The sequence below is a fragment of the Avibacterium sp. 20-129 genome (genome assembly GCF_026226845.1).
In the GTDB taxonomy this organism is placed as follows: Bacteria; Pseudomonadota; Gammaproteobacteria; order Enterobacterales; family Pasteurellaceae; genus Avibacterium.
In genome coordinates, this window is the sequence record NZ_JAKKOE010000003.1 from 1 (window position 1) to 21,432 (window position 21,432).

Genomic DNA, 21,432 nt, shown 5'->3' on the forward strand with positions numbered 1-21,432 from the left:
AACTTCTACAACGTCGCGTCGTTGTGTGCGGCGTATTATAGACATCTCGAAAATCTTTGCAAGTGTTTTTTTGTAAAAAATAATAAAAAAACACAAAAATGATGACAGCTGATTATTTTAAAATCACAATGATGATTTCTTCTGCAAAGTGCGGTGAAAATTTAGTGAATTTTTATACCGCACTTAATTATTGGCTATTTATCTAAAATAAGCGTGCGTAAGCTTGAAAAGCCAAATTGTTTAAATACCTTTAATAAAGAAGGCTGTTCTTTACTTTCTTTTGTACAATACACCAAATTCTGTTTGACTGTTTTTTGCGTTAGTTCTCCAAGCAAATCCTTGACTCGTTTAGCAATTGCTTTACTTGGATCTAAAAAATATTTCACCTGTGGCAAGCAGGCTTTTAGTTCTGCTTTTAGGAATGGGAAATGGGTACAACCTAAAATCACCGTATCTAATGATAAATTCCGTTGCCATTCTTTGACTTCAAATAAAAGTTTTATGGGATCAATGGGATTCCCTTGTAATTTTTCTTCTGCCATTTTCACCAATTCCGTGCTTCCTAGCTTTTCAACAGTACAATGCATTGCGTAATCTTGAATCAGCTTATCTACATAAGATCGTTTTACTGTACCTTTAGTGGCAAGTAATCCGATAATCCCTGTTTCTGTTTGCTGTGCAGCAGGTTTTACAGCCGGTACGGTACCAACAACTGGGCAAGAAAAATTTTCTCGTAATGCTGGCAAAACGACTGTGCTTGCGGTATTACAAGCTATCACAATTAAATCAATCGGATGTTGTTGCGAAATTTTCTGACAAATCGAGACACAACGTTCAATAATCGCCTGCTCTTCTTTTTCAGAATAAGGAAAAAATGCGTTGTCTAAACAATAAAGGTAATGGCAATAAGGCAAAAGTGTTTTAACTTCACGATATACACTCAAGCCCCCAATGCCAGAATCAAAAAATAAAATGGTAGGCGGATTAGATAAGGTTGTCATGTATTATTAAAAAGCAATTCAAGTTGAGGTGATCTTATACCTTAGTATAGGATATCTCAAGGTAAAGTTTACGCATTGGAATAAATGGTTTTCTCGTCAAGCCAACGCTGAATCAAGGCGTCCGAAAGTTGTGGATATTTGTGAATTATTTCTCCGGCATACTGCTGAACCATTGGGATCATTTTGCGATCGCGCATTAAATTTGCCACTTTAAATTCGGCTACCCCTGTTTGTTTTGTTCCCAATACTTCCCCCGGCCCACGGATTTCAAGATCTTTTTCTGAAATATAAAAACCGTCTTGACTTTCACGTAACACTTGTAGACGTTTTTTTGATACCTTTCCTAATGGTGGTTTATACATTAGTACACAAAACGAGGCCGTACTTCCCCGCCCTACACGTCCACGCAGTTGGTGGAGTTGAGATAAGCCAAGCCGTTCAGCATTTTCGATAATCATCAAACTTGCATTAGGTACATCAACCCCCACCTCAATCACCGTTGTGGCCACCAGAACATCTAGCTCTGCCGCTTTAAAACTTGCCATAATATCTTGCTTTTCTGTCGGCTTCATTCGCCCATGAACTAAACCAATACGTAAATTAGGTAAAGCGCTTGTCAGATCTTGCCAAATTGCTTCTGCGGCTTGCGCCTCTAAGACTTCACTTTCATCAATAAGCGTACAAACCCAATATGCTTGACGTTTTTCATTCACACAAGCCTGATACACGCGTGCAACAATTTCAGCACGGCGTTCTTCTGAAATCGCAACCGTTGTAATGGGCGTTCTTCCCGGTGGCAATTCATCAATAATAGAGGTATCCAAATCAGCATAAACTGTCATCGCTAAGGTGCGCGGAATCGGGGTTGCTGTCATTATCAGTTGATGTGGATAATTTCCTGATTTTTCACCTTTTTCCCGTAACATTAAACGCTGATGTACGCCAAATCGGTGCTGTTCATCAATAATCACTAAAGCGAGATCATTAAATTCTACATCCTGCTGAAATAAGGCGTGCGTACCAACAATCATCTGCACTTCACCTGATTTCATCTGTTCTAATACGGTTTGGCGTGCCTTACCTTTCACTTTTCCAGCAAGCCAACCGACCTTGATACCGAAAGGCTCAAGCCAATGTTGAAAATTGACAAAATGCTGTTCAGCCAAAATTTCCGTCGGTGCCATTAATGCCACTTGCCTTTGGTTATCAATTGCGACGAGTGCGGATAACGCTGCAACCAAGGTTTTCCCTGATCCCACATCACCTTGCACCAATCGCATCATTGGATAAGGCTTTTGTAAATCTCGCTCAATATCCTGCACAACACGATGTTGTGCATTAGTTGGGGTAAATGGCAAACGCTGTAAAAATTGCTGTTTTAGATCCGTTTGATAGTGCAAGGGCAAAGCAAAAAATTGCTGAATATTTGACCGCACTTTTTGCATTGCCAAATTATGAGCTAATAATTCTTCAAAAATTAATCGCACTTGCGCTGGGTGCTGTCCCTTTTCGAGCATTTCCAGCGAAACATCGGGCGGTGGACGATGCAAAAATCGGATCGCCTCTTTCAAAGAGTATGTATAAGGATTAAATTCATCAGGTAGAATTTCTGGCAACTGGATTTTATCTAATAACGCCAGCGCTTGATCGGTGAGTTTTCGTAAAGCGTTTTGCTTTAAACCTTCAGTAGTAGAATAAATGGGGGTAAGCGTTTCTGCCATAACTAAAGGAGCATCATCACGAATAATTTGATATTCAGGGTGATGAATTTCTGCCATAAAACGACCACGCTTAATTTCACCGAAGGCTTTTACCCGGGTTCCCACCTGAAAACTGTTACGCATTGCCGCGTTAAAATTGAAAAAACGTAAAGTTAATTTTGATGTGCCATCAGACACCACGACGATTAGAATTGGGCGACGTCCAAACTGCACTTCACAGAGCTGAACTGTTGCACTGATCGTCGCATATTGCTCAGGACGAAGATCAATAATGGGGGTAATGCGTGTATGATCTTCATAACGACTCGGTAAATGAAAGAGAAGATCTTGTAGATTATTAATACCAATTCGGCTTAATTTCGCCGAAACTGCCGCTCCCACGCCTGATAGGGTAGTAAGCGGTACAGCCCCAAGAATATCTGTTGTCATTAGCGATTAATATTACGTTCAATACTGACAAAACCCGGCGTTGTCTTGATTTTTCGCATAATTTGGCTTAAATGATGGGTATCTTTTGCGGTAAGCAATACGACAATTTGATATAAACGGCCGTCTTGCTCTTCCGTCCAAATGCTATGAATATTACTGTCCATTGCGGAAATATTCGATGTCAAATTAGGCAACGCCCCTTGCTGATTAATCATTTCAATGCGTAATTCTGTTTCAAAATCGACTTTATTCTCACTATTTTCCCAAGTGACGGGCGTATAATGCTCTTTATTTTCTTCATGATTACGCAAATTTGCACAAGCTTCATGATGTACAACAAGTCCTTTGCCGGGACTCGCATAAGCCATAATTGGATCGCCCGGAATAGGATGGCAACATTGTGCGAATGTTGTTAATAAATTTTCTGAACCATTAATAGCAAAAATGCTTTTATTATTACTTAGATCGCCATCGGTATCAATTTCAATGCTTTCACCAAGTAAACGATAGGCAATGACTGCACTCATCTGATTGCCTAAGCCAATTTCAGCTAATAAATCCTCAAAACGATTAAGTTTAAGTTCATTTAGCAACGTATTAATACGTTGTGGTGAAATCTGTTCTAATTTATGTGGCAATAAGGCATTAGTAAGCTGACGTTTACCTAATAGAATAGCGGTATCTGAACGCATATTTTTCAAGGCATGACGAATATTAGAACGTGCTTTTGCGGTAACCACAAAATTAAGCCAAGCCACATCAGGACGCGCATTTAACGCGGTGATAATTTCTATTGTTTGTCCTGATTGTAACGGTTGAGAGAGTGGGTAAGGTTTACGATCAACATTTACTGCGACACACGCATTACCAATATCAGAATGAACCGCATAGGCAAAATCAACTGCTGTTGCCCCTACAGGCAATTCAACAATGCGCCCTTTCGGGGTAAAGACATAAATTTCTTTCGGGAAAAATTCTGATTTTACGCTTTCAATAAATTCAAAAGAATTCCCCGCACTTTGTTGCAATTCGATCAGGCTTTGTAACCAACGTTGTGCGCGAATTTGTGCCGTGGTGCTATCATTCTTACCGCCTTGTTTATATGCCCAATGCGCTGCCACCCCCATTTCTGCCATTTGATCCATTTCTTCTGTACGAATCTGCACTTCCACCGGCACGCCGTGTGGACCAATCATAGAAGTATGCAAGGATTGATAGCCATTTGCTTTCGGCACAGCAATATAATCTTTCACTCGACCGGGACGTGGCTTATATAAGCTGTGCATTTGTCCTAGCACACGGTAGCAAGTATCGACATCTTTCACTACCGCACGGAAAGCATAAATATCCATAATGGAATGAAATTGCTGATCTTTGAGGCGCATTTTTTGGTAAATGGCATAAAGGTGTTTTTCTCGCCCAAAGACGCGTGCATCAATACCCACATCCCCCAGACGTCCTTTAATTTCATCGGAAATCCGCTCAATCATATCTTTGCGGTTACCACGCGCAATTTTTATTACTTTTTGTAATACCGCATAACGCTGCGGGTGCATCGCTTCAAAACCGAGATCTTCTAGCTCATTTTTAATATGTTCTATCCCTAAACGATGAGCAAGAGGAGCGTAAATTTCAAGGGTTTCTTTCGCAATCCTACGCCGTTTATCCGGGCGTAATGCGCCAAGTGTGCGCATATTATGGGTGCGATCAGCCAATTTAATAAGCACAACACGAATATCTCGTGTCATTGCCAAGATCATTTTACGGAAGTTCTCTACTTGCGCCTCTTGGCGTGTGCGAAATTTGAGTTTATCTAATTTAGAAACACCTTCTACAATTTCAGCAACACTCGTACCAAATTCGGCTTCAAGCTGCGCCTCGGTATAAGGGGTGTCTTCAATCACATCATGCAACAAGGCTGCCATCACCGCTTCGTGATCTAAACGCATTTCCGCAATAATGGAGGCCACCGCAACAGGGTGTGTAATGTACGGCTCACCGCTAGAGCGAGACTGTCCTTCGTGCGCATCTCTTGCGATAATATATGCACGTCTTACTAATTCAATTTGTTCAGCAGGCAAGTAGCCGCGAATAATATGCTCTAAACGTTCAAATAAGTACAAAGGACACCTAACTTTTTATTCAAATTTTATTGCGAAGGATAAAAATAAAACAAAAAACTACCGCACTTTTATCGCTTATGAAGATAATAAAGATACTGCGTGATGTTCTGTTGCCTCTTGCTCTAAGGCATCTTGACGCTCGTGCGCATTCATAATTTCATTATTGATCAAGCCTTTCTCAATCTCACGCAATGCAATGACTGTTGGCTTGTCATTATCTTCTGGCACCAAAGGTTGGCGAATATGCAATTGTAATTCTCTTGCACGGCGTGCTGCGGTTAAAATTAAATCAAAACGGTTACCAATTTGTTCTACCGCATCTTGCACTGTTACACGAGCCATAAATTTACTCCAATCAGTTAAACTTCTTCAATAAATAAAAGGGATCTAATGATACTAAAATGTCAATTATTTTGCCAGTAATTGATGAATTAAAGCGATATTTTGCGTTTGTTGATAGCTTTTGGTTAAACATTCGGCGCGTAAAATATGCTGTAAATCTGCCACAGCTTGTTCAAAATTATCATTAATAATCACATAATCATATTCATCATAATGAGACATTTCACTGGTGGCTTTTGCCATTCGATCGGCAATCACTTCTGCACTATCCTGTCCACGTCCAATTAAACGGCGCTCTAATTCACTCACAGAAGGAGGCAAAATAAAAATACTTTTTACACTCGGTAATTTGGCACGAATTTGTTGCGCCCCTTGCCAATCAATATCTAAAAAAACATCAATGCCTTGCGCCAAACTTTTTTCAATCGTTGGTAAGGAGGTGCCATAATAATTTCCGCCAAATACGTTGGCATATTCTAAGAATAAATCTTGTTCAATTAAATGCTCAAATTCCGCTTTACTCACAAAATGATAATGCACGCCATCCACTTCGCCCGGGCGTGGTGAGCGGGTGGTATGGGAAACAGAAACCATCATTTTACGCCCTGTTTCTTTTGCTAATAATGCGGCGATTAAAGATGATTTTCCCGCACCACTTGGGGCAGAAATAATATAAAGGTTACCTTGGCTCATTGTTTATCCTCAATTTTCATCAAATTATGCTCATTATGCCGATAAATCAGAAAAAAATCATTAGGGGCTGGGGATATTTTTCGTGATAACTGCGTTGAATGTGGTTCGTTTAGCATAACTCAACTTCGCCACTTTCGCCTTGCTCTCACAAAAATAGCTCCCCGCTCAACGGCGAAATAAATTATCAACAATCCCTAAAAGTGCGGTGTTTTTTTACTTAATATTGACAAAATAAAAACAAGCTAACTGGCTGATCCGCAAAGTTTTGATGTAGATCACAAATGTTTTACGGTTTTCTTGCGAGTTAGTTTCACCCTATCTAAAAAGCGTGCTATAATTCGCAGCGAACGGAAAATAGAAATTCTTTCTATGCACCGTAACCCTTTTGTTTAACTTAAATTATAGGTGAAAAACTTATGGCAATTAAAATTGGTATCAATGGTTTTGGCCGTATCGGTCGTATCGTATTCCGTGCAGCACAACAACGTGATGACATCGAAGTAGTAGGTATCAACGATTTAATCGACGTTGAATATATGGCATATATGCTAAAATATGATTCAACTCACGGTCGTTTTGATGGCACTGTTGAAGTAAAAGACGGCCATTTAGTGGTAAACGGTAAAACTATCCGTGTTACCTCTGAGCGCGATCCTGCAAACTTAAAATGGAACGAAATTGGTGTTGATATTGCTGTTGAAGCAACAGGTATCTTCTTAACTGATGAAACTGCTCGTAAACACATTGAAGCGGGTGCGAAAAAAGTTGTATTAACCGGTCCATCTAAAGATGCGACACCAATGTTTGTAAACGGCGTAAACTTTGATACTTATGCAGGTCAAGATATCGTTTCAAACGCCTCTTGTACAACAAACTGTTTAGCACCATTAGCGAAAGTAATCAACGACAAATGGGGAATCAAAGACGGTTTAATGACCACTGTTCACGCAACCACAGCAACCCAAAAAACAGTTGATGGTCCTTCAGCGAAAGACTGGCGTGGTGGTCGTGGTGCGGCTCAAAACATCATTCCATCTTCAACAGGTGCAGCAAAAGCAGTAGGTAAAGTTATTCCTGAGTTAAACGGTAAATTAACCGGTATGGCATTCCGTGTTCCAACACCAAATGTTTCTGTTGTTGATTTAACTGTAAACCTTGAAAAACCAGCAACTTATGCTGAGATCTGTGCAGAAATCAAACGTGCTTCTGAAAACGAATTAAAAGGCGTTTTAGGCTACACTGAAGATGCAGTAGTATCAACAGACTTCAACGGTTGTGCATTAACTTCTGTATTTGATGCAGAAGCAGGTATCGCATTAACTGATACTTTCGTTAAATTAGTATCTTGGTACGATAACGAAACAGGTTATTCAAACAAAGTATTAGACTTAGTAGCTCATATTCACAACTACAAAGGCTAATTAAAAATCATTTAAAATTAAGCCGCACTTTTAAAGTGCGGTTTTTTTTCACCAAATTTTTCTCGCTGATTTATTCTTGCTTCTCTCTATTTGCCTTTCTCTGGAAAAACATTTCTTTTCTTCATAGCATAAAAATGAACAACTGTTCGCTCGTTAAAACTGTTACATCGCTCACAAAATCACTGATTATCCGCATTTTTCAGCGGATTTTTCTCGCTTTTTATTGGATTAACGATTATATTTAGCCTACAACTGTACGCTAAAAAATAATCATTAGGTAAATAGGATAAAGAAGAATGACAAATACCCTTGATTTTCATTTTGTGAGCCGTTTTCAACAGCAAGCAAAAACATTAAAAAATAACACCGCACTTCGTTATTTTGAAAATCAACAATGGCACGATATTTCTTGGGCTAGCTTTCAACAACAAGTAAACGAACTTTCTCTTGCACTACTCGCCCATCATATTGATGTACAAGACAAAATTGGCATTTTTTCCCATAATATGCCACGCTGGACAATTGCCGATATCGCGGCATTACAACTTCGTGCCATTACCGTACCAATCTACGCAACCAATACCGCACAGCAGGCCGCGTTTATTATTAATGATGCCGATATAAAAATTCTCTTCGTTGGCGATCAAGAACAGTATGAACAAGCATTACACATTGCTGCGGATTGTCCACAGTTACAGCATATTGTGGCGATGAAAGACAGCATTCAACTGCACAATCATCCACTGGCTTGCAGTTGGGCGAACTTTATTGCAACAGGATCGCAAACCAATCCCACAGCATTACAACAACGTCTCGATAATAAACAACTGAATGATTTATTTACCCTTATTTATACTTCTGGCACAACAGGTGAACCAAAAGGCGTGATGTTAGATTATGCTAACCTTGCCCATCAACTTAAAGCGCACGATCAAGCACTAAAGCCCATTACAGAACAGGATATTTCCCTTTCTTTTCTGCCTTTCTCACACATTTTTGAACGTGCTTGGGTCGCCTATGTGCTACATCGTGGTGCAGTGAATTGCTATATTGAAAACACCGATCAAGTACGCCCTGCGTTAAGTGCTATCCGCCCAACATTAATGTGTGCGGTGCCACGTTTTTACGAAAAAATTTACACCGCTATTCACGATAAAGTGCAACAAGCACCCAAACTTCGCCGTGCGCTATTTAACTGGGCGATGAACGTGGGGCATCGTTATTTTGATCGCAAAAGCCAAAAACTGCCTATTCCATTTTGGCTTAAACAGCAATTTTTCTTAGCGGATAAATTAGTGTTGAGCAAATTACGCCACTTGCTCGGAGGACGTATTCGTATGATGCCCTGTGGCGGTGCAAAATTAGATCCCACTATTGGGCTATTTTTCCACAGCATTGGCATTAACATTAAGCTGGGCTATGGTATGACAGAAACCACCGCTACCGTTTCTTGCTGGGAAGATGATCATTTTGAGCCAAATTCTATCGGCAAGTTAATGCCCGGCGCCGAGGTTAAAATTGGCGAAAATGATGAAATCCTAGTGCGTGGCGAGATGGTTATGCGTGGTTATTACAAAAAACCAGCGGAAACTGCTGCCGCCTTTACCGCTGACGGTTTTTTGAAAACTGGTGATGCTGGTAAATTAGATGAGCAAGGACATCTCTACATCACGGATCGCATTAAAGAGCTGATGAAAACCTCAAACGGTAAATATATTGCCCCTCAACATATTGAAGGAAAAATTGGAAAAGATAAATTTATTGAACAAATTGCCGTGATTGCCGATGCGAAAAAATATGTTTCCGCCTTGATTGTGCCTTGTTTTGCATCTTTAGAAGAATATGCGAAAAAACTCAATATTAAATATCAAGATCGAATGGAGTTGCTCAAACATTCTGAAATTATTCAGCTTTTTGAAAAACGTTTAAATGAATTGCAAAAAGAGTTAGCAAGCTTTGAACAAATAAAAAAATTCACCTTGCTACCAGAAGCGTTTACTACCGCAATGAATGAAATTACCCCCACATTGAAACTACGTCGAAAAGTAATTTTGGAACGTTACAAAGCGCAAATTGAAGCAATGTATCAATAAAACTAAGTGCGGTGATTTTTCACCGCATTTTCCATTTTTCATTTCTCTTCACAACAGCAAAAACTCGCAAATTTTTCACCGCACTTTATTTTTATAAACTTTGATCTATATCAATAAAATTGACAATTTATTGAGAATAATTCTCATAAATAAAGATGAAAATTGCCTAGTAAAATCAACTTCTCCACGTCATTTCACTCAAAAAACAAGCTAAAAAACCTTATTTTTTATCAGTTGAATTTGGTAAAAATCTATATATAGTGCTTTTCAAAACACAAAAACACAATATATAGGGGTTATACAATGAGTTCGTTTTTTGTCATCAAACGCGATGGTTCACGCGCGCAATTTGATATTCAACGCATCATCAATGCAATTCGTAAAGCAGCCTTAGCCGTTGGCATTCATAATGAGGATTATTGCCACACAATGGGACAACAGATTGCCAATGACATTTTTGCACAATATCAGCAAGACATTGATATTAACGAAATCCAGCAATTGGTTGAAAATCAATTAATGACAAGTGCTTATCCGCAAGTCGCACGGGCTTATATTGAATATCGCCACGATCGAGATTTAGCGCGCGAAAAACGTAGTCAGCTCACCCAAGATATTGAAGGGCTGATTGAACAAAGTAATGTGGAATTACTCAATGAAAACGCGAACAAAGATGCTAAAGTCATTCCTACGCAACGGGATTTACTTGCCGGTATTGTGGCGAAGCATTATGCAAAGCGTTATATTCTACCTCGTGATGTCGTAGAAGCGCACGAAAAAGGCGAAATTCACTACCACGATTTAGATTATGCCCCATTCTTTCCAATGTTTAATTGTATGTTGGTAGATCTCAAAGGAATGCTCACGCACGGTTTTAAAATGGGCAATGCGGAGATTGAACCACCTAAATCAATTGGCACCGCTACCGCAGTAACCGCCCAAATTATTGCACAAGTGGCGAGCCATATTTATGGCGGAACCACAATTAATCGTATTGATGAAGTACTTTCCCCTTATGTTCAGCTGAGCTATGAAAAGCATTTAAAAACCGCCCAACAATGGAATGTCCCTGAACCAGAAAATTATGCGAACACCTTGATTGAAAAAGAATGTTTTGATGCCTTTCAATCATTGGAATATGAAGTCAATACCCTACATACCTCCAACGGACAGACCCCCTTTGTTACCTTTGGTTTCGGTTTAGGAACAAGTTGGCAAGCCCGTTTAATTCAACAAGCCATTTTGCGTAATCGTATTCGTGGCTTAGGAAAAAATCACAAAACCCCCGTCTTTCCTAAATTGGTTTTCACGATTAAAAAAGGAATAAATCAGCAACACTGCGATCCCAATTATGATATTAAACAACTGGCTTTAGAATGTGCTTCCAAACGGATGTATCCTGATATTCTTAACTATGATCAAGTGGTTAAGGTAACGGGATCATTTAAAGCGCCAATGGGCTGTCGCAGTTTCTTAGGCGCTTATGAAGAGAATGGTGAGCTTATTCACGATGGGCGTAATAATCTCGGTGTGGTTAGTCTGAATTTACCGCGTATTGCACTCGAGGCTCAAGGTGATGAACAACGTTTTTACGCATTACTTGATGAACGCCTTGCTATTGCGAAAAAAGCCTTGATGACACGTATTGCACGTCTCGAAAACACCAAAGCACGGGTTGCCCCTATTCTCTATATGGAAGGAGCTTGTGGGGTTCGCTTAAATGCGAATGATAATGTCGCCACTATCTTTAAGCAAGGACGCGCTTCCATTTCCCTAGGTTATATTGGTATCCACGAAACTATTAACGCCCTTTATCAAAGGGGTCATATTTATGATGATGAATATCTACGTCAAAAAGGCATTGCTATTGTAGAATATTTAAGCAATGCAACAAAACAATGGCAACAAGACACAGGCTATGCCTTTAGCCTTTATTCCACACCAAGTGAAAATTTATGTGATCGCTTCTGCCGCCTAGATACCAAGCAATTTGGCATCATTCAAGGGGTAACGGATAAGGGATACTACACCAACAGCTATCATCTTGACGTAGAGAAAAAGGTCAATCCCTACGATAAACTCGACTTTGAAATGCCTTATCCCCCATTAGCAAGTGGAGGCTTTATTTGTTATGGCGAATACCCAAATATTCAACACAATCTCAAAGCCTTAGAAGATGTTTGGGATTATAGCTACGACCGCGTGCCTTATTACGGGACAAACACGCCCATCGATGAATGCTATGAATGCGGTTTCACGGGCGAATTCCATTGCACCAGCAAAGGCTTTACTTGCCCTAAATGTGGTAATCACGACAGTGAAAAAGTCTCTGTTACTCGCCGTGTTTGTGGTTATCTCGGTAGCCCCGATGCACGCCCGTTTAATGCAGGTAAACAAGAAGAGGTGAAAAGAAGAGTGAAACATTTATAATTGGAGAATGGAGTGAGAATTTTGTTTAAGGTTAAATTGCTTTTTTCTTTATGATTGATAACGGATTTCGCCGTTGGCAACTTCCTTTCTTTTGCTTACCCAAAAGAAAGGAAGCAAAGAAAAGGGAACCCCGATCAAACCGCTTTTTCCTCATTCCAATAAAATTTTCTTAACGAAAAATCAGCCTGATGTTCGCTTCGCTCTCGCTCGGCGTGATTTTTCTAAAAATTTTATCTCCATTCGGGCGGTTTGGACGGGGAATGCGGTTAAGATGAACTTTAAAGTGCGATAGAAATTTTTGGATTTTTTAAAATTCTGTGGAAAATGCCCGCACTTTATTACTTGCTTTTTTCTTTGGGATTGATAACGGATTTCGCCGTTGGGCGACCTACTTTCTTTTGCTTGCTCAAAAGAAAGTAGGCAAAGAAAAAAGCACCCGACTAAATTGCTGTTCTTCATTTTTAACAAATTTTCTTAACGAAAAGTAAGCCCATACTCGCTACGCTGCGTTCAGGCATTACTTTTCTAAAAATTTGTTAAAAATGAAGGCAATTTACACGGGAGATTAATTCATTATCTTCTCCAGATCATAGAGAAGGATTTTGAAGCCCTTCTGAAATAAACGGGGAGATACTGTATTCAACCCCAGATTTTGTAAAGCGGGAACATTCAAGCTCCTCTTTAGTAAAGAGGGGTGGGGAGATTTGTTCAGGAAGCTACTTCACCACCTACGAGCCGTAGGCGGTTAGGTAACACAGTCGCTCTGTGACTGAGATCGAGAATTTTCTTTACTCTTTGTAAAACTCAAAGATTCTCACCGCACTTTAAAATTCGCCCTAACTGAATTTCCCCGTCCAAACTGCCCGAATGAAGATAAAATTTTTAGAAAAATCACGCCGAGCGAGAGCGAAGCGAACATCAGGCTGATTTTTTGTTAAGAAAATTTTATTGGAATGAGGAAAAAGCGGTTTGATCGGGGTTCCCTTTTCTTTGCTTCCTTTCTTTTGGGTAAGCAAAAGAAAGGAAGTCGCCAACGGCGAAATCCGTTATTAATCACAAAGAAAAAATTAATTATTCAAGATAAACAATAAAATAAAATAAAATAAAATGAACTATCTCCAATATTACCCCGTTGATATCGTAAACGGTGAAGGCACACGTTGCACACTCTTTGTCAGTGGTTGCGAACACGCTTGCAAAGGTTGCTATAACCAAAAAAGCTGGTCATTTAGTGCTGGTGTTCGATTTGATAAAGCAATGGAAGATCAAATTATCCACGATCTTCAAGATCAACGTATTAAACGGCAAGGACTCAGTTTATCAGGCGGAGATCCCCTCCACCCACGCAACGTGCCAACTTTACTCGCCTTAGTCAAACGCATCAAAACAGAATGCCCTGACAAAGATATCTGGCTTTGGACAGGCTATCAACTTGCGGAACTCAATGAATTACAACGCGAAATGTTACCTTATATTGACGTACTGATTGATGGTAAATTTATTCAAGAACAAGCCAATCCCTCTTTAATATGGCGAGGATCGGCTAATCAGGTAATTCATCGCTTTAAACTGAAGTGAAATAATGAGTAAGTGTAATAAATAGTTGCTATTTATACATTTAGCTAAACTACTCTATGCTCTTTAATATCAAGCTGTTCCCTTGCTTCCCTAATTGATTGATACGAACAGGCAGTCCCTCTTTCTTCTCTATCATCTTCGCAGTCTCCGCTAAATATTCTTGAAAGTGCGCTGTTTTGCGGTGCTGTTCATAGGCTTTGGCATCAGCATAAATTTCAAAAAACAGCCATTGATTTGGGAAATTTCTCTCTGTTCCTGCTGCAATTAGCCAACTCTCCTCTTCTTTTTCTATTGCAATTTGCATTTCATTTTTCACGATTTGGGCAAACTCAACTTGATACTCGGGTTTAACACGAACTTTCACCAAGTTTGTTTGCATTGCTTTGCTAGGTATAAAGGCTTCATCAGCCCAAAACTGCAAGGTTAATGGTGTAAATTTTTTATGGTCGGTCAGAATTTTTGGCGATTGCGCTAAAAAATAATGGTATTGTGGCGAATTTTTATGTATTTGATAGGCAGTTTCATCAGCATATAACTCTAGCATATAGCCTATTTGCGGATTATCTTTGGATTGTAGGGCAATCATCGCTAAAGTGCCTTTTTCATTTTTGATGGAAGTTTCGATATTATGCCGTGCCACTTGATCATAAGCGGAGTTTTGCCCCTTGACGATACCAAGCTCAAAGAAGTTCATAATCGGAACAGCCTCAACATTTAAGCTTGTAAAAAGGGTCAGTACAATGATTAATTTTTCCATTTCTTATTCCTTAAAAAAGACGGCGAAAAATCCACGTTTTCCGCCGTCTTTCATTTTATTTATAAAATCCAATTACCAAGGCTGCGTGCTTGGACCAATAGTAATTTCACTGATTGCGGTATCTTCAGGCTGGCTCAAGGCAAATAACACGGCATTTGCTACACGTTCAGCGGGAATTTCATAAGTGTCATACAGCTCACGATAGCCTTTGGAAACCTGTTCATTAGTGATGCCTGCCACCAATTCCGACTGCACAGCGGCGGGATAAATGGTAGTGGTGCGGATATGAGTACCAGCTTGCGCTGATTCCATTCTAAGGGCTTCCATAATGGCTTTCACCGCCCATTTAGTGCCACAATACACTGCGGCGCCTGGGTAAATTTTCAACCCTGCCACAGAGGAGGTAGTGATGACTTGCCCTGATTTTTGTGCTTCAAAAGTGGGCAACACGGCGGCAATACCATTCAACACACCTTTTATATTCACGTCCACCATAGTATTCCAATTGTCTGTTTCTAAAGCCGAAAGCGGCGAATTGGGCATTAAACCCGCATTTAAAAAAATGGCATCGACTTTGCCAAAACGGTCTTTGGCAAGTTGCACAAGAGATTGATTGCTTTCAGGTTTGACTACATCAATCACTCGATAGACTGCCTCACCGCCATTTTCTGCAATTTTATCAACAATGGCTTTAAGTTTGTCTTCACGACGAGCGCCCAAAACGATTTTTGCACCGGCTTCTGCCAATTTATAGGCTGTGGCTTCACCAATGCCTGATGATGCCCCCGTGATGATAACGACTTTATCTTGAATATTGTGCATTTTTTGCTCCTATTTTAGTAACAAAATACATTGACCTCATATTAAGTGCGGTCAAATTTTATGAGATTTTTATCTCTTTTATTTTCAAACAATATAAGCATTTTATGCTACCCTCTAAAAAACTGGATTTTCCACTATTCCGCTTAATTCACCATTTCAATTAAAGCATTTGCGATAAATTTGGCAGTAAACTCGCGAACCTGATAATCCGCTAACTTTTTATGAAAAAACACATCTTCTGCCAAAATCTTCTGCAAAGCGGTTTTATTTTCTACTTGGGCAAGAATGACTCCCCCTTTGTGATCAGCATATGGCCCAAATAAAAGAAACACGCCAGTCTCTGCATACTTTTTCAGCCAAACTCGATGCGCCTCTAACAAAGCATTCACCACATTATTTGTGGGATCTAATGAAATTTGTACTAAAAACATACCGCACTTTCCTTAATTCTGGGCTTGAATAATTTTGGATAAACGCGCTGCGTGAGCAAAGGCTTTTTCACGCACCAATGCAAGCTGTTCCGCAGTGCTGACATTAGGAATCGTCATCATTCCATTAGAATATACAGGCGGTAACCACTGCATTTGACAAAGGTTCGCTAGCTGTTTAAATGCGGGTAAAAATTGCTCTATACTATGATGCATTGCACCATCAGGTTGATACTGTTCCGCTGCGGCTCCCGTGGTAAAAGAAATGAGCAACTTTTTACCAGCTAATTTGCCGCCTGTACTGCCGTGTGCAAAGCCATACACAAATACATCATCTACCCATTTTTTCAACAGCGCTGGATAGCTATACCAATAAAAAGGAAACTGCAATACAATGGTGTCAGCATTAAGCAAGCGGTTTTGTTCCGCTACCACATCAATTTGATAATTTGGATAAACTAAATCTAGACGCATAACTTCTGCCTGCGGTAAGGTTTTTTCTAGCTGGGTGAGAATTTCACGATTCGCCACGGAATGATCTAAATTAGGGTGGCCTGAAATAATTAATACTGGGTTCATTATTATTACTTATTATTTTCTGAATTAATTTGATGCGTAGTATAGACTTGCCTCATTGGTTAAACTAGACTAATAATAAATAAAACAGAATTAGGTAAAAACTAATAATGGATAGCTCAACCTACCAACAATTACGTATTTTCCACGCTATCGCTCGTGCTGGTAGCATCAGCGCAGCAGCGCGTATATTAGGAATAACGACCCCTTCTGCTAGTCAAGCCTTGAAACTCCTTGAACAAAAAATGGATATGCCGCTGTTTTGGCGGAATACTCGCCGTGTGATCCTAACAGATGCAGGACAACGATTACTTAGCCAAACAGGTTCATTAATAACACAGCTAGAACACAACTTTAACACCCTTATCAGCGAAGAACACGAACCTACTGGAGTGGTGAAAATTACCCTTTCTCGTTTTGCTTACCGCCTGATTATTCAGCCTTATTTAGCCGAATTTAACCAACTTTATCCACATATTTGTTTAGATATTTCCATCTATGACGGTACCGTAGATTTGGTGCAAGCAGGCTATGATTTTGGGATCCGCTTTAGTGATAAAATTGATGAAAATATGGTGGCACGGCAATTATTACCGTCCTTTCAAGAAGGATTATATGTTTCCAAAGACTACCTGAAAAAATACGGCGAACCACAAAGAAATAATTTGCATCAGCACCGTTTGATTGGATACCGCTTCATCACCACTGGACAAATCTTACCGCTGATTTTGGAACAGAATGGCGAAAGTGTGAGCGTGGAAATGCCTATATCAGTTATCTGTAACGACATAGACGCTATTGCCGATGGTATGCGTGCAGGTTTGGGTATTGGCCGCTTATTCACTCCAATTTATCAACAATTACCCGATAAAAACAACTTTATTCCTATATTACAAAGTTACTGGAGAAACTACCCACCTGTATATCTCTATTACCCACAAGCCAGTCAGAAAATAAAACGCGTGGCAGCGGTGATTAAGTTTTTAGTGGACAAAATGACAGATAGGGTGAAACAAACAGTTTCATATGGGAAATTTTAATATAAAAAAGCACCGCACTTCAAAATTCCCCAATCCAAACGGTTTTGACAAGAAAATTTTATCGAAATGAAGAAAAAGCGGTTTTCAGAGTTCCCTTTTCCTTGCTTATTTTCTTTTCGGTACGCAAAATAAAGTAGTTTCTCAACGAATAAAATCAGTTATTAATTACCAAGCAAATTAACGCTAGAAAATTATCCAAACATCTCACAACTAGTTTGCCAAATTCGCTCGGTAATGGCTTCAGGACGTTCTGATCTTAATTCGCATAATACCTTGAAGGTTTCTCGGATACGCATTGGGCGATTGGGCTGACCTTGAAAACCAAATACGGGCATATCCGGGCTGTCGGTTTCAAGCAATAAGCTATCTAAAGGCAGACGTTTAATAGTTTCACGAGTTTTGTTCGCACGCGCATAGGTAATCACACCGCCTACGCCAATTTTATAGCCTAAATCGACAAAGCGTTTGGCTTGTTCATAACTGCCTGAGAAACCGTGTACCACGCCCGTACTGCTAAGTTGGGCGTTTTTTAAAAAACGATAAAGATCCTCGTGAGATTTGCGTGAATGTAAATTCACTGGTAATTGATTGTCTTTCGCTAAATGAAGTTGAGCTTCTAAAAATTCGCATTGTTTTTGCCATAATGCAGGCGTTAATAGCTCAGGCACGCCTTTTTCTAAGCCAATTTCAGCTACCGCAGTCAGATTGTTAGAACGCTGAGCAAGCCGCTGCGCCAATAGGTCTAAATCTGCTAAGCGATGCCGAGCAATATATAATGGATGTAAACCCAAGCCATAATAAAGCTGTTTAGGATAAAGTGCGGTGAGTTTTTCAATATTATTAAAATCTTCTGCTTGCACTGCCACCACTAACATTTTCTCAACGCCAGCTTGTTGGCTTTCTTCAATCAGTTCCGCCAAAGGCTGTTGAGTGCTAGCCAATAAATAATCAAGATGAGTGTGAGTATCAAAAAATGGCACGAGAATTCCTATTAATCAAAAATAGTCTGCCAATGTTTGGCGTGATGTGCTTCAAAACACATTTTTATTTGCGCTTCTGTTGTTTTGCCCGTTGCCAAAGGTGGTAAATTCTGTAAGGAAAAATAACCACTGGCTAAGGTTTCGCTATTTGGTTTAAATTCTCCCCCTATGGCACGGCAATAAATGAACACTTTACATACATTATGCGCCAACGCAGGAGGGTTATTTTTAGTATGATCTTGCAAGGCAATAACAAACTCAGCTATGGCATCTAGCCCTGCTTCTTCCTTTACTTCTTTCAACACATTTTCTTTGACGGTGGCAACCACATCACACCAACCGCCGGGGAGCGCCCACAAGCCATTTTCTTCTTGTACCAATAGAATTTGGTTATCTTGAAAAATTGCCGCTCTAGTATCAATTTTTGGCGTTTGATAACCATTTTCATTGCAAAATAACTGGGTAACACGCGCTAAAGGTAAATTAGATTGGGCTTGCAACATTTCAGCGCTAATTTCTCTAATCCGTTGAAAGCGTTCTAAATCAAATTTGTTTTCAGAATAAAATAAGCCAGCTTGCGCCAAGCCTTGCAATTCGATTATCCATTGCAGCCATTTTTCATTTTGCATCGTACGCTTCCTTAGAGAAGATAGTAAAAATCAAGTGCGGTAAAAATTTTAGTTATTTTAAAAGGAGGCAAGCCTCCTTTTATTTCGTCAATCTTATTCAACTGTAACAGACTGAATGACAATATCGTCCACAGGAACATCTTGGTGGAAGCCTTTATTGCCGGTTTTTACACCTTTGATTTTATCTACGACATCCATACCGTCCACGACTTCACCAAATACGGCATAGCCCCAATCTTGTACCACTTCTTTGCCAAACATTTGTTTAGAACGGTAATCCAAGAACGTATTATCTGCTACATTAATAAAAAACTGTGCTGTTGCAGAATGCGGATCAGAAGTGCGAGCCATTGCGATAGTCCCACGTTTATTGCTTAAACCGTTATTGGCTTCGTTTTTGATAGGCGCATTGGTATTTTTTTCCTTCATTCCCGCTTCCATTCCACCACCTTGGATCATAAAGCCGTTAATAACACGGTGGAAAATTGTGTTATCATAAAACCCATTTTTACAATAGGTTAAAAAATTTTCGCTGGTAAGTGGCGCTTTTTCGCTATTTAAAGTAAGTTTGATGTCACCCAAATTGGTGTGTAAAGTAACCATTGTCATCGTTATATTCCTCTAACTGATAAAGGCGGTTATTATTTCATAAAAGTGCGGTATAATTCCAGCTCATTTATTTTGTCTAATTCATCATTTCAAGAGAAACAAACAAATGCTAAAAATTTTCAATACATTAAGCCGAGAGAAAGAAATTTTTACTCCCATTGAAGCCAATAAAGTGGGAATGTATGTGTGCGGTGTTACCGTTTATGATTTATGCCATATCGGACACGGACGCACTTTTGTTTGTTTTGATGTGATTGCGCGTTATTTACGCTATTTGGGTTACGATCTCACTTATGTACGCAACATTACCGATGTGGACGACAAAATCATTAAACGCGCATTAGAAAATAAAGAAACCTGTGAGCAATTAGTGGATCGAATGGTCGCTGAAATGTATCGTGATTTTGATGCGCTCAACATTTTACGCCCAAATATTGAACCAAGAGCCACCCATCATATTCCTGAAATTATTGATATTGTTGAAAAATTAATTCAACGTGGTCACGCTTATGTAGCAGAAAATGGCGATGTGATGTTCGATATAGAAAGTTTCCCACAATATGGCAAACTTTCTCGCCAAGATCTCACTCAATTACAAGCCGGAGCAAGGATTGAAATTTCTGAAATCAAGAAAAACCCAATGGATTTTGTGTTATGGAAAATGTCTAAACCCAATGAACCAAGTTGGGATTCTCCGTGGGGAAAAGGTCGCCCGGGTTGGCATATTGAATGCTCAGCAATGAATAGTAAACAACTTGGGGATCATTTTGATATTCACGGTGGTGGCTCAGATTTAATGTTCCCACACCACGAAAATGAAATTGCGCAATCTTGCTGTGCGCACGATGGCGAATACGTCAATTACTGGATTCACTCAGGAATGATTATGGTGGATAAGGAAAAGATGTCGAAATCCCTCGGCAACTTCTTCACCATTCGCGATGTATTAAATCATTATCACGGCGAAGTGGTACGTTATTTCTTACTCACTGCCCATTATCGTAGCCAGCTCAATTACAGTGAAGAAAATCTTAACCTTGCACAAGGCGCATTAGAGCGTTTATACACGGCATTACGTGATACCGATCCGAATGTTGCCCCGCAAGGTGGCGAAGCATTTGTCGTACAATTTAAAGAAGCGATGGATGATGATTTCAATACACCAAATGCCCTTTCTGTACTCTTTGAAATGGCGCGTGAAATCAATAAATTGAAAGGGGAAGATAAAATCAAAGCCTCTCAACTTGCCGCCCGTTTGCGTGAGTTAGGCGATATTTTAGGCTTATTACAGCAAGCCCCTGAACGTTTCTTACAAGCTGGCGCTGACGATGACGAAGTCGCCAAAATCGAAGCCTTAATTAAACAACGCAACGAAGCCCGAGCAACTAAAAACTGGGCTGCCGCTGATGAAGCCCGCGATCAACTCAATGCAATGGGCATTGTATTAGAAGACGGTGCAAATGGCACAACGTGGCGTAAGCAATAAACCTTGATAATCACATCCGCACGTAAAACGTGCGGATTTTTAGACTTTATCTCTAAATTTTTATGTCCTCAACAGAGGCAAGTGAATAATTTTTCTCAGCTTATCCTTATTCACTCACCTTTGCCTAAAAGGCTACAAATCGTTTTTGTTTAAAAACTATATACTATTTATAGTTCCATTTATTGTATGGTCGATTTTTATCATCATTCAATTTGCTTATCATAGCTTACCTTCCTATATGTTGAATTTTAGTTATTAATAGCATTTTCCCACA

The 21,432-nt window shown here is 39.7% G+C and carries 18 protein-coding genes; 6 read left to right on the forward strand and 12 right to left on the reverse strand.

Features of this window, described 5'->3' with window-relative positions; translation table 11 throughout:
* Positions 1-194: 194 nt before the first annotated feature.
* The 5 genes from murI to gmk form a co-directional block, all read right to left on the reverse strand.
* Positions 195-1,001, reverse strand: a complete 807-nt coding sequence (gene murI, locus L5B90_RS09490; protein ID WP_265762764.1) for a glutamate racemase — start codon at positions 999-1,001, stop codon at positions 195-197.
* A 68-nt stretch (positions 1,002-1,069) separates the two neighbouring features.
* Positions 1,070-3,151, reverse strand: coding sequence for an ATP-dependent DNA helicase RecG (gene recG, locus L5B90_RS09495; protein WP_265762765.1), 2,082 nt, complete (start codon positions 3,149-3,151; stop codon positions 1,070-1,072).
* Positions 3,151-5,274 carry a bifunctional GTP diphosphokinase/guanosine-3',5'-bis pyrophosphate 3'-pyrophosphohydrolase gene (spoT, locus tag L5B90_RS09500; protein WP_250349500.1) on the reverse strand — a complete coding sequence of 708 codons (2,124 nt, stop codon included), beginning with the start codon at positions 5,272-5,274 and terminating at the stop codon, positions 3,151-3,153. The genes recG and spoT overlap by 1 nt, the downstream gene beginning before the upstream one ends.
* Positions 5,275-5,349: 75 nt before the next feature.
* Entirely contained in the window at positions 5,350-5,616 is a 267-nt protein-coding gene (gene rpoZ, locus L5B90_RS09505) for a DNA-directed RNA polymerase subunit omega (protein ID WP_250349499.1), read from the reverse strand.
* Between the two features lie 66 nt (positions 5,617-5,682).
* The gene (gene gmk / locus L5B90_RS09510) at positions 5,683-6,309 is read right to left on the reverse strand and encodes a guanylate kinase (RefSeq protein ID WP_250363573.1); all 627 of its coding nucleotides are present in this window, start codon (positions 6,307-6,309) and stop codon (positions 5,683-5,685) included.
* Positions 6,310-6,725: 416 nt separating this feature from the next.
* Here gmk and gapA point away from each other — a divergent pair, with 416 nt between their 5' ends.
* The 4 genes from gapA (at position 6,726) to nrdG (ending at position 13,831) form a co-directional block, all read left to right on the forward strand.
* Positions 6,726-7,730 (forward strand): glyceraldehyde-3-phosphate dehydrogenase, encoded by a 1,005-nt coding sequence (gene gapA, locus L5B90_RS09515; protein ID WP_250349497.1) that lies wholly within the window; start codon positions 6,726-6,728, stop codon positions 7,728-7,730.
* A gap of 296 nt (positions 7,731-8,026) precedes the next feature.
* A complete protein-coding gene (locus L5B90_RS09520) occupies positions 8,027-9,823 on the forward strand; it encodes an AMP-dependent synthetase/ligase (RefSeq protein WP_265762766.1) in 1,797 nt (598 codons plus the stop codon).
* Between the two features lie 303 nt (positions 9,824-10,126).
* A complete protein-coding gene (nrdD, locus tag L5B90_RS09525; protein WP_265762767.1) occupies positions 10,127-12,253 on the forward strand; it encodes an anaerobic ribonucleoside-triphosphate reductase in 2,127 nt (708 codons plus the stop codon).
* Between the two features lie 1,107 nt (positions 12,254-13,360).
* Positions 13,361-13,831, forward strand: a complete 471-nt coding sequence (gene nrdG / locus L5B90_RS09530) for an anaerobic ribonucleoside-triphosphate reductase-activating protein (protein WP_265762768.1) — start codon at positions 13,361-13,363, stop codon at positions 13,829-13,831.
* Between the two features lie 49 nt (positions 13,832-13,880).
* On the opposite strand, the gene L5B90_RS09535 is transcribed toward nrdG, so the two are convergent.
* The 4 genes from L5B90_RS09535 to L5B90_RS09550 form a co-directional block, all read right to left on the reverse strand.
* Positions 13,881-14,588 (reverse strand): putative quinol monooxygenase, encoded by a 708-nt coding sequence (locus L5B90_RS09535; RefSeq protein WP_265762770.1) that lies wholly within the window; start codon positions 14,586-14,588, stop codon positions 13,881-13,883.
* 72 nt (positions 14,589-14,660) lie between these two features.
* The gene (locus L5B90_RS09540) at positions 14,661-15,410 is read right to left on the reverse strand and encodes an SDR family oxidoreductase (RefSeq protein ID WP_250363579.1); all 750 of its coding nucleotides are present in this window, start codon (positions 15,408-15,410) and stop codon (positions 14,661-14,663) included.
* 143 nt (positions 15,411-15,553) lie between these two features.
* Positions 15,554-15,841 carry a YciI family protein gene (locus tag L5B90_RS09545; protein WP_250349491.1) on the reverse strand — a complete coding sequence of 96 codons (288 nt, stop codon included), beginning with the start codon at positions 15,839-15,841 and terminating at the stop codon, positions 15,554-15,556.
* A gap of 12 nt (positions 15,842-15,853) precedes the next feature.
* Positions 15,854-16,417, reverse strand: a complete 564-nt coding sequence (locus L5B90_RS09550; RefSeq protein ID WP_265762771.1) for an NAD(P)H-dependent oxidoreductase — start codon at positions 16,415-16,417, stop codon at positions 15,854-15,856.
* 107 nt (positions 16,418-16,524) lie between these two features.
* On the opposite strand from L5B90_RS09550, the gene L5B90_RS09555 reads away from it, so the two are divergent.
* Positions 16,525-17,454 (forward strand): LysR family transcriptional regulator, encoded by a 930-nt coding sequence (locus L5B90_RS09555; RefSeq protein ID WP_265762772.1) that lies wholly within the window; start codon positions 16,525-16,527, stop codon positions 17,452-17,454.
* Between the two features lie 191 nt (positions 17,455-17,645).
* Here the strand turns inward: L5B90_RS09555 and L5B90_RS09560 are convergent, their stop codons facing one another.
* The 3 genes from L5B90_RS09560 to L5B90_RS09570 all read right to left on the reverse strand — a co-directional run bounded on the left by L5B90_RS09560 (position 17,646) and on the right by L5B90_RS09570 (position 19,666).
* Positions 17,646-18,434, reverse strand: a complete 789-nt coding sequence (locus L5B90_RS09560) for a TatD family hydrolase (RefSeq protein WP_265762773.1) — start codon at positions 18,432-18,434, stop codon at positions 17,646-17,648.
* Between the two features lie 11 nt (positions 18,435-18,445).
* Positions 18,446-19,063: an NUDIX hydrolase N-terminal domain-containing protein gene (locus L5B90_RS09565; RefSeq protein WP_265755106.1), complete on the reverse strand. Its 618-nt coding sequence runs from the start codon at positions 19,061-19,063 to the stop codon at positions 18,446-18,448.
* A 93-nt stretch (positions 19,064-19,156) separates the two neighbouring features.
* Positions 19,157-19,666 carry a peptidylprolyl isomerase gene (locus L5B90_RS09570; protein ID WP_250351644.1) on the reverse strand — a complete coding sequence of 170 codons (510 nt, stop codon included), beginning with the start codon at positions 19,664-19,666 and terminating at the stop codon, positions 19,157-19,159.
* A 112-nt stretch (positions 19,667-19,778) separates the two neighbouring features.
* On the opposite strand from L5B90_RS09570, the gene cysS reads away from it, so the two are divergent.
* Complete coding sequence (gene cysS / locus L5B90_RS09575; protein WP_265762774.1) at positions 19,779-21,158, forward strand: cysteine--tRNA ligase; 1,380 nt, start codon at positions 19,779-19,781, stop codon at positions 21,156-21,158.
* Positions 21,159-21,432: the final 274 nt, after the last annotated feature.

Coding starts and splice junctions, on each gene's coding strand:
- murI (WP_265762764.1), bottom strand. CDS start 1,001: ATGACAACCTTATCTAATCCGCCTACCATTTTATTTTTTGATTCTGGC.
- recG (WP_265762765.1), bottom strand. CDS start 3,151: ATGACAACAGATATTCTTGGGGCTGTACCGCTTACTACCCTATCAGGC.
- rpoZ (WP_250349499.1), bottom strand. CDS start 5,616: ATGGCTCGTGTAACAGTGCAAGATGCGGTAGAACAAATTGGTAACCGT.
- gmk (WP_250363573.1), bottom strand. CDS start 6,309: ATGAGCCAAGGTAACCTTTATATTATTTCTGCCCCAAGTGGTGCGGGA.
- gapA (WP_250349497.1), top strand. CDS start 6,726: ATGGCAATTAAAATTGGTATCAATGGTTTTGGCCGTATCGGTCGTATC.
- L5B90_RS09520 (WP_265762766.1), top strand. CDS start 8,027: ATGACAAATACCCTTGATTTTCATTTTGTGAGCCGTTTTCAACAGCAA.
- nrdD (WP_265762767.1), top strand. CDS start 10,127: ATGAGTTCGTTTTTTGTCATCAAACGCGATGGTTCACGCGCGCAATTT.
- nrdG (WP_265762768.1), top strand. CDS start 13,361: ATGAACTATCTCCAATATTACCCCGTTGATATCGTAAACGGTGAAGGC.
- L5B90_RS09535 (WP_265762770.1), bottom strand. CDS start 14,588: ATGGAAAAATTAATCATTGTACTGACCCTTTTTACAAGCTTAAATGTT.
- L5B90_RS09540 (WP_250363579.1), bottom strand. CDS start 15,410: ATGCACAATATTCAAGATAAAGTCGTTATCATCACGGGGGCATCATCA.
- L5B90_RS09545 (WP_250349491.1), bottom strand. CDS start 15,841: ATGTTTTTAGTACAAATTTCATTAGATCCCACAAATAATGTGGTGAAT.
- L5B90_RS09550 (WP_265762771.1), bottom strand. CDS start 16,417: ATGAACCCAGTATTAATTATTTCAGGCCACCCTAATTTAGATCATTCC.
- L5B90_RS09555 (WP_265762772.1), top strand. CDS start 16,525: ATGGATAGCTCAACCTACCAACAATTACGTATTTTCCACGCTATCGCT.
- L5B90_RS09565 (WP_265755106.1), bottom strand. CDS start 19,063: ATGCAAAATGAAAAATGGCTGCAATGGATAATCGAATTGCAAGGCTTG.
- L5B90_RS09570 (WP_250351644.1), bottom strand. CDS start 19,666: ATGGTTACTTTACACACCAATTTGGGTGACATCAAACTTACTTTAAAT.
- cysS (WP_265762774.1), top strand. CDS start 19,779: ATGCTAAAAATTTTCAATACATTAAGCCGAGAGAAAGAAATTTTTACT.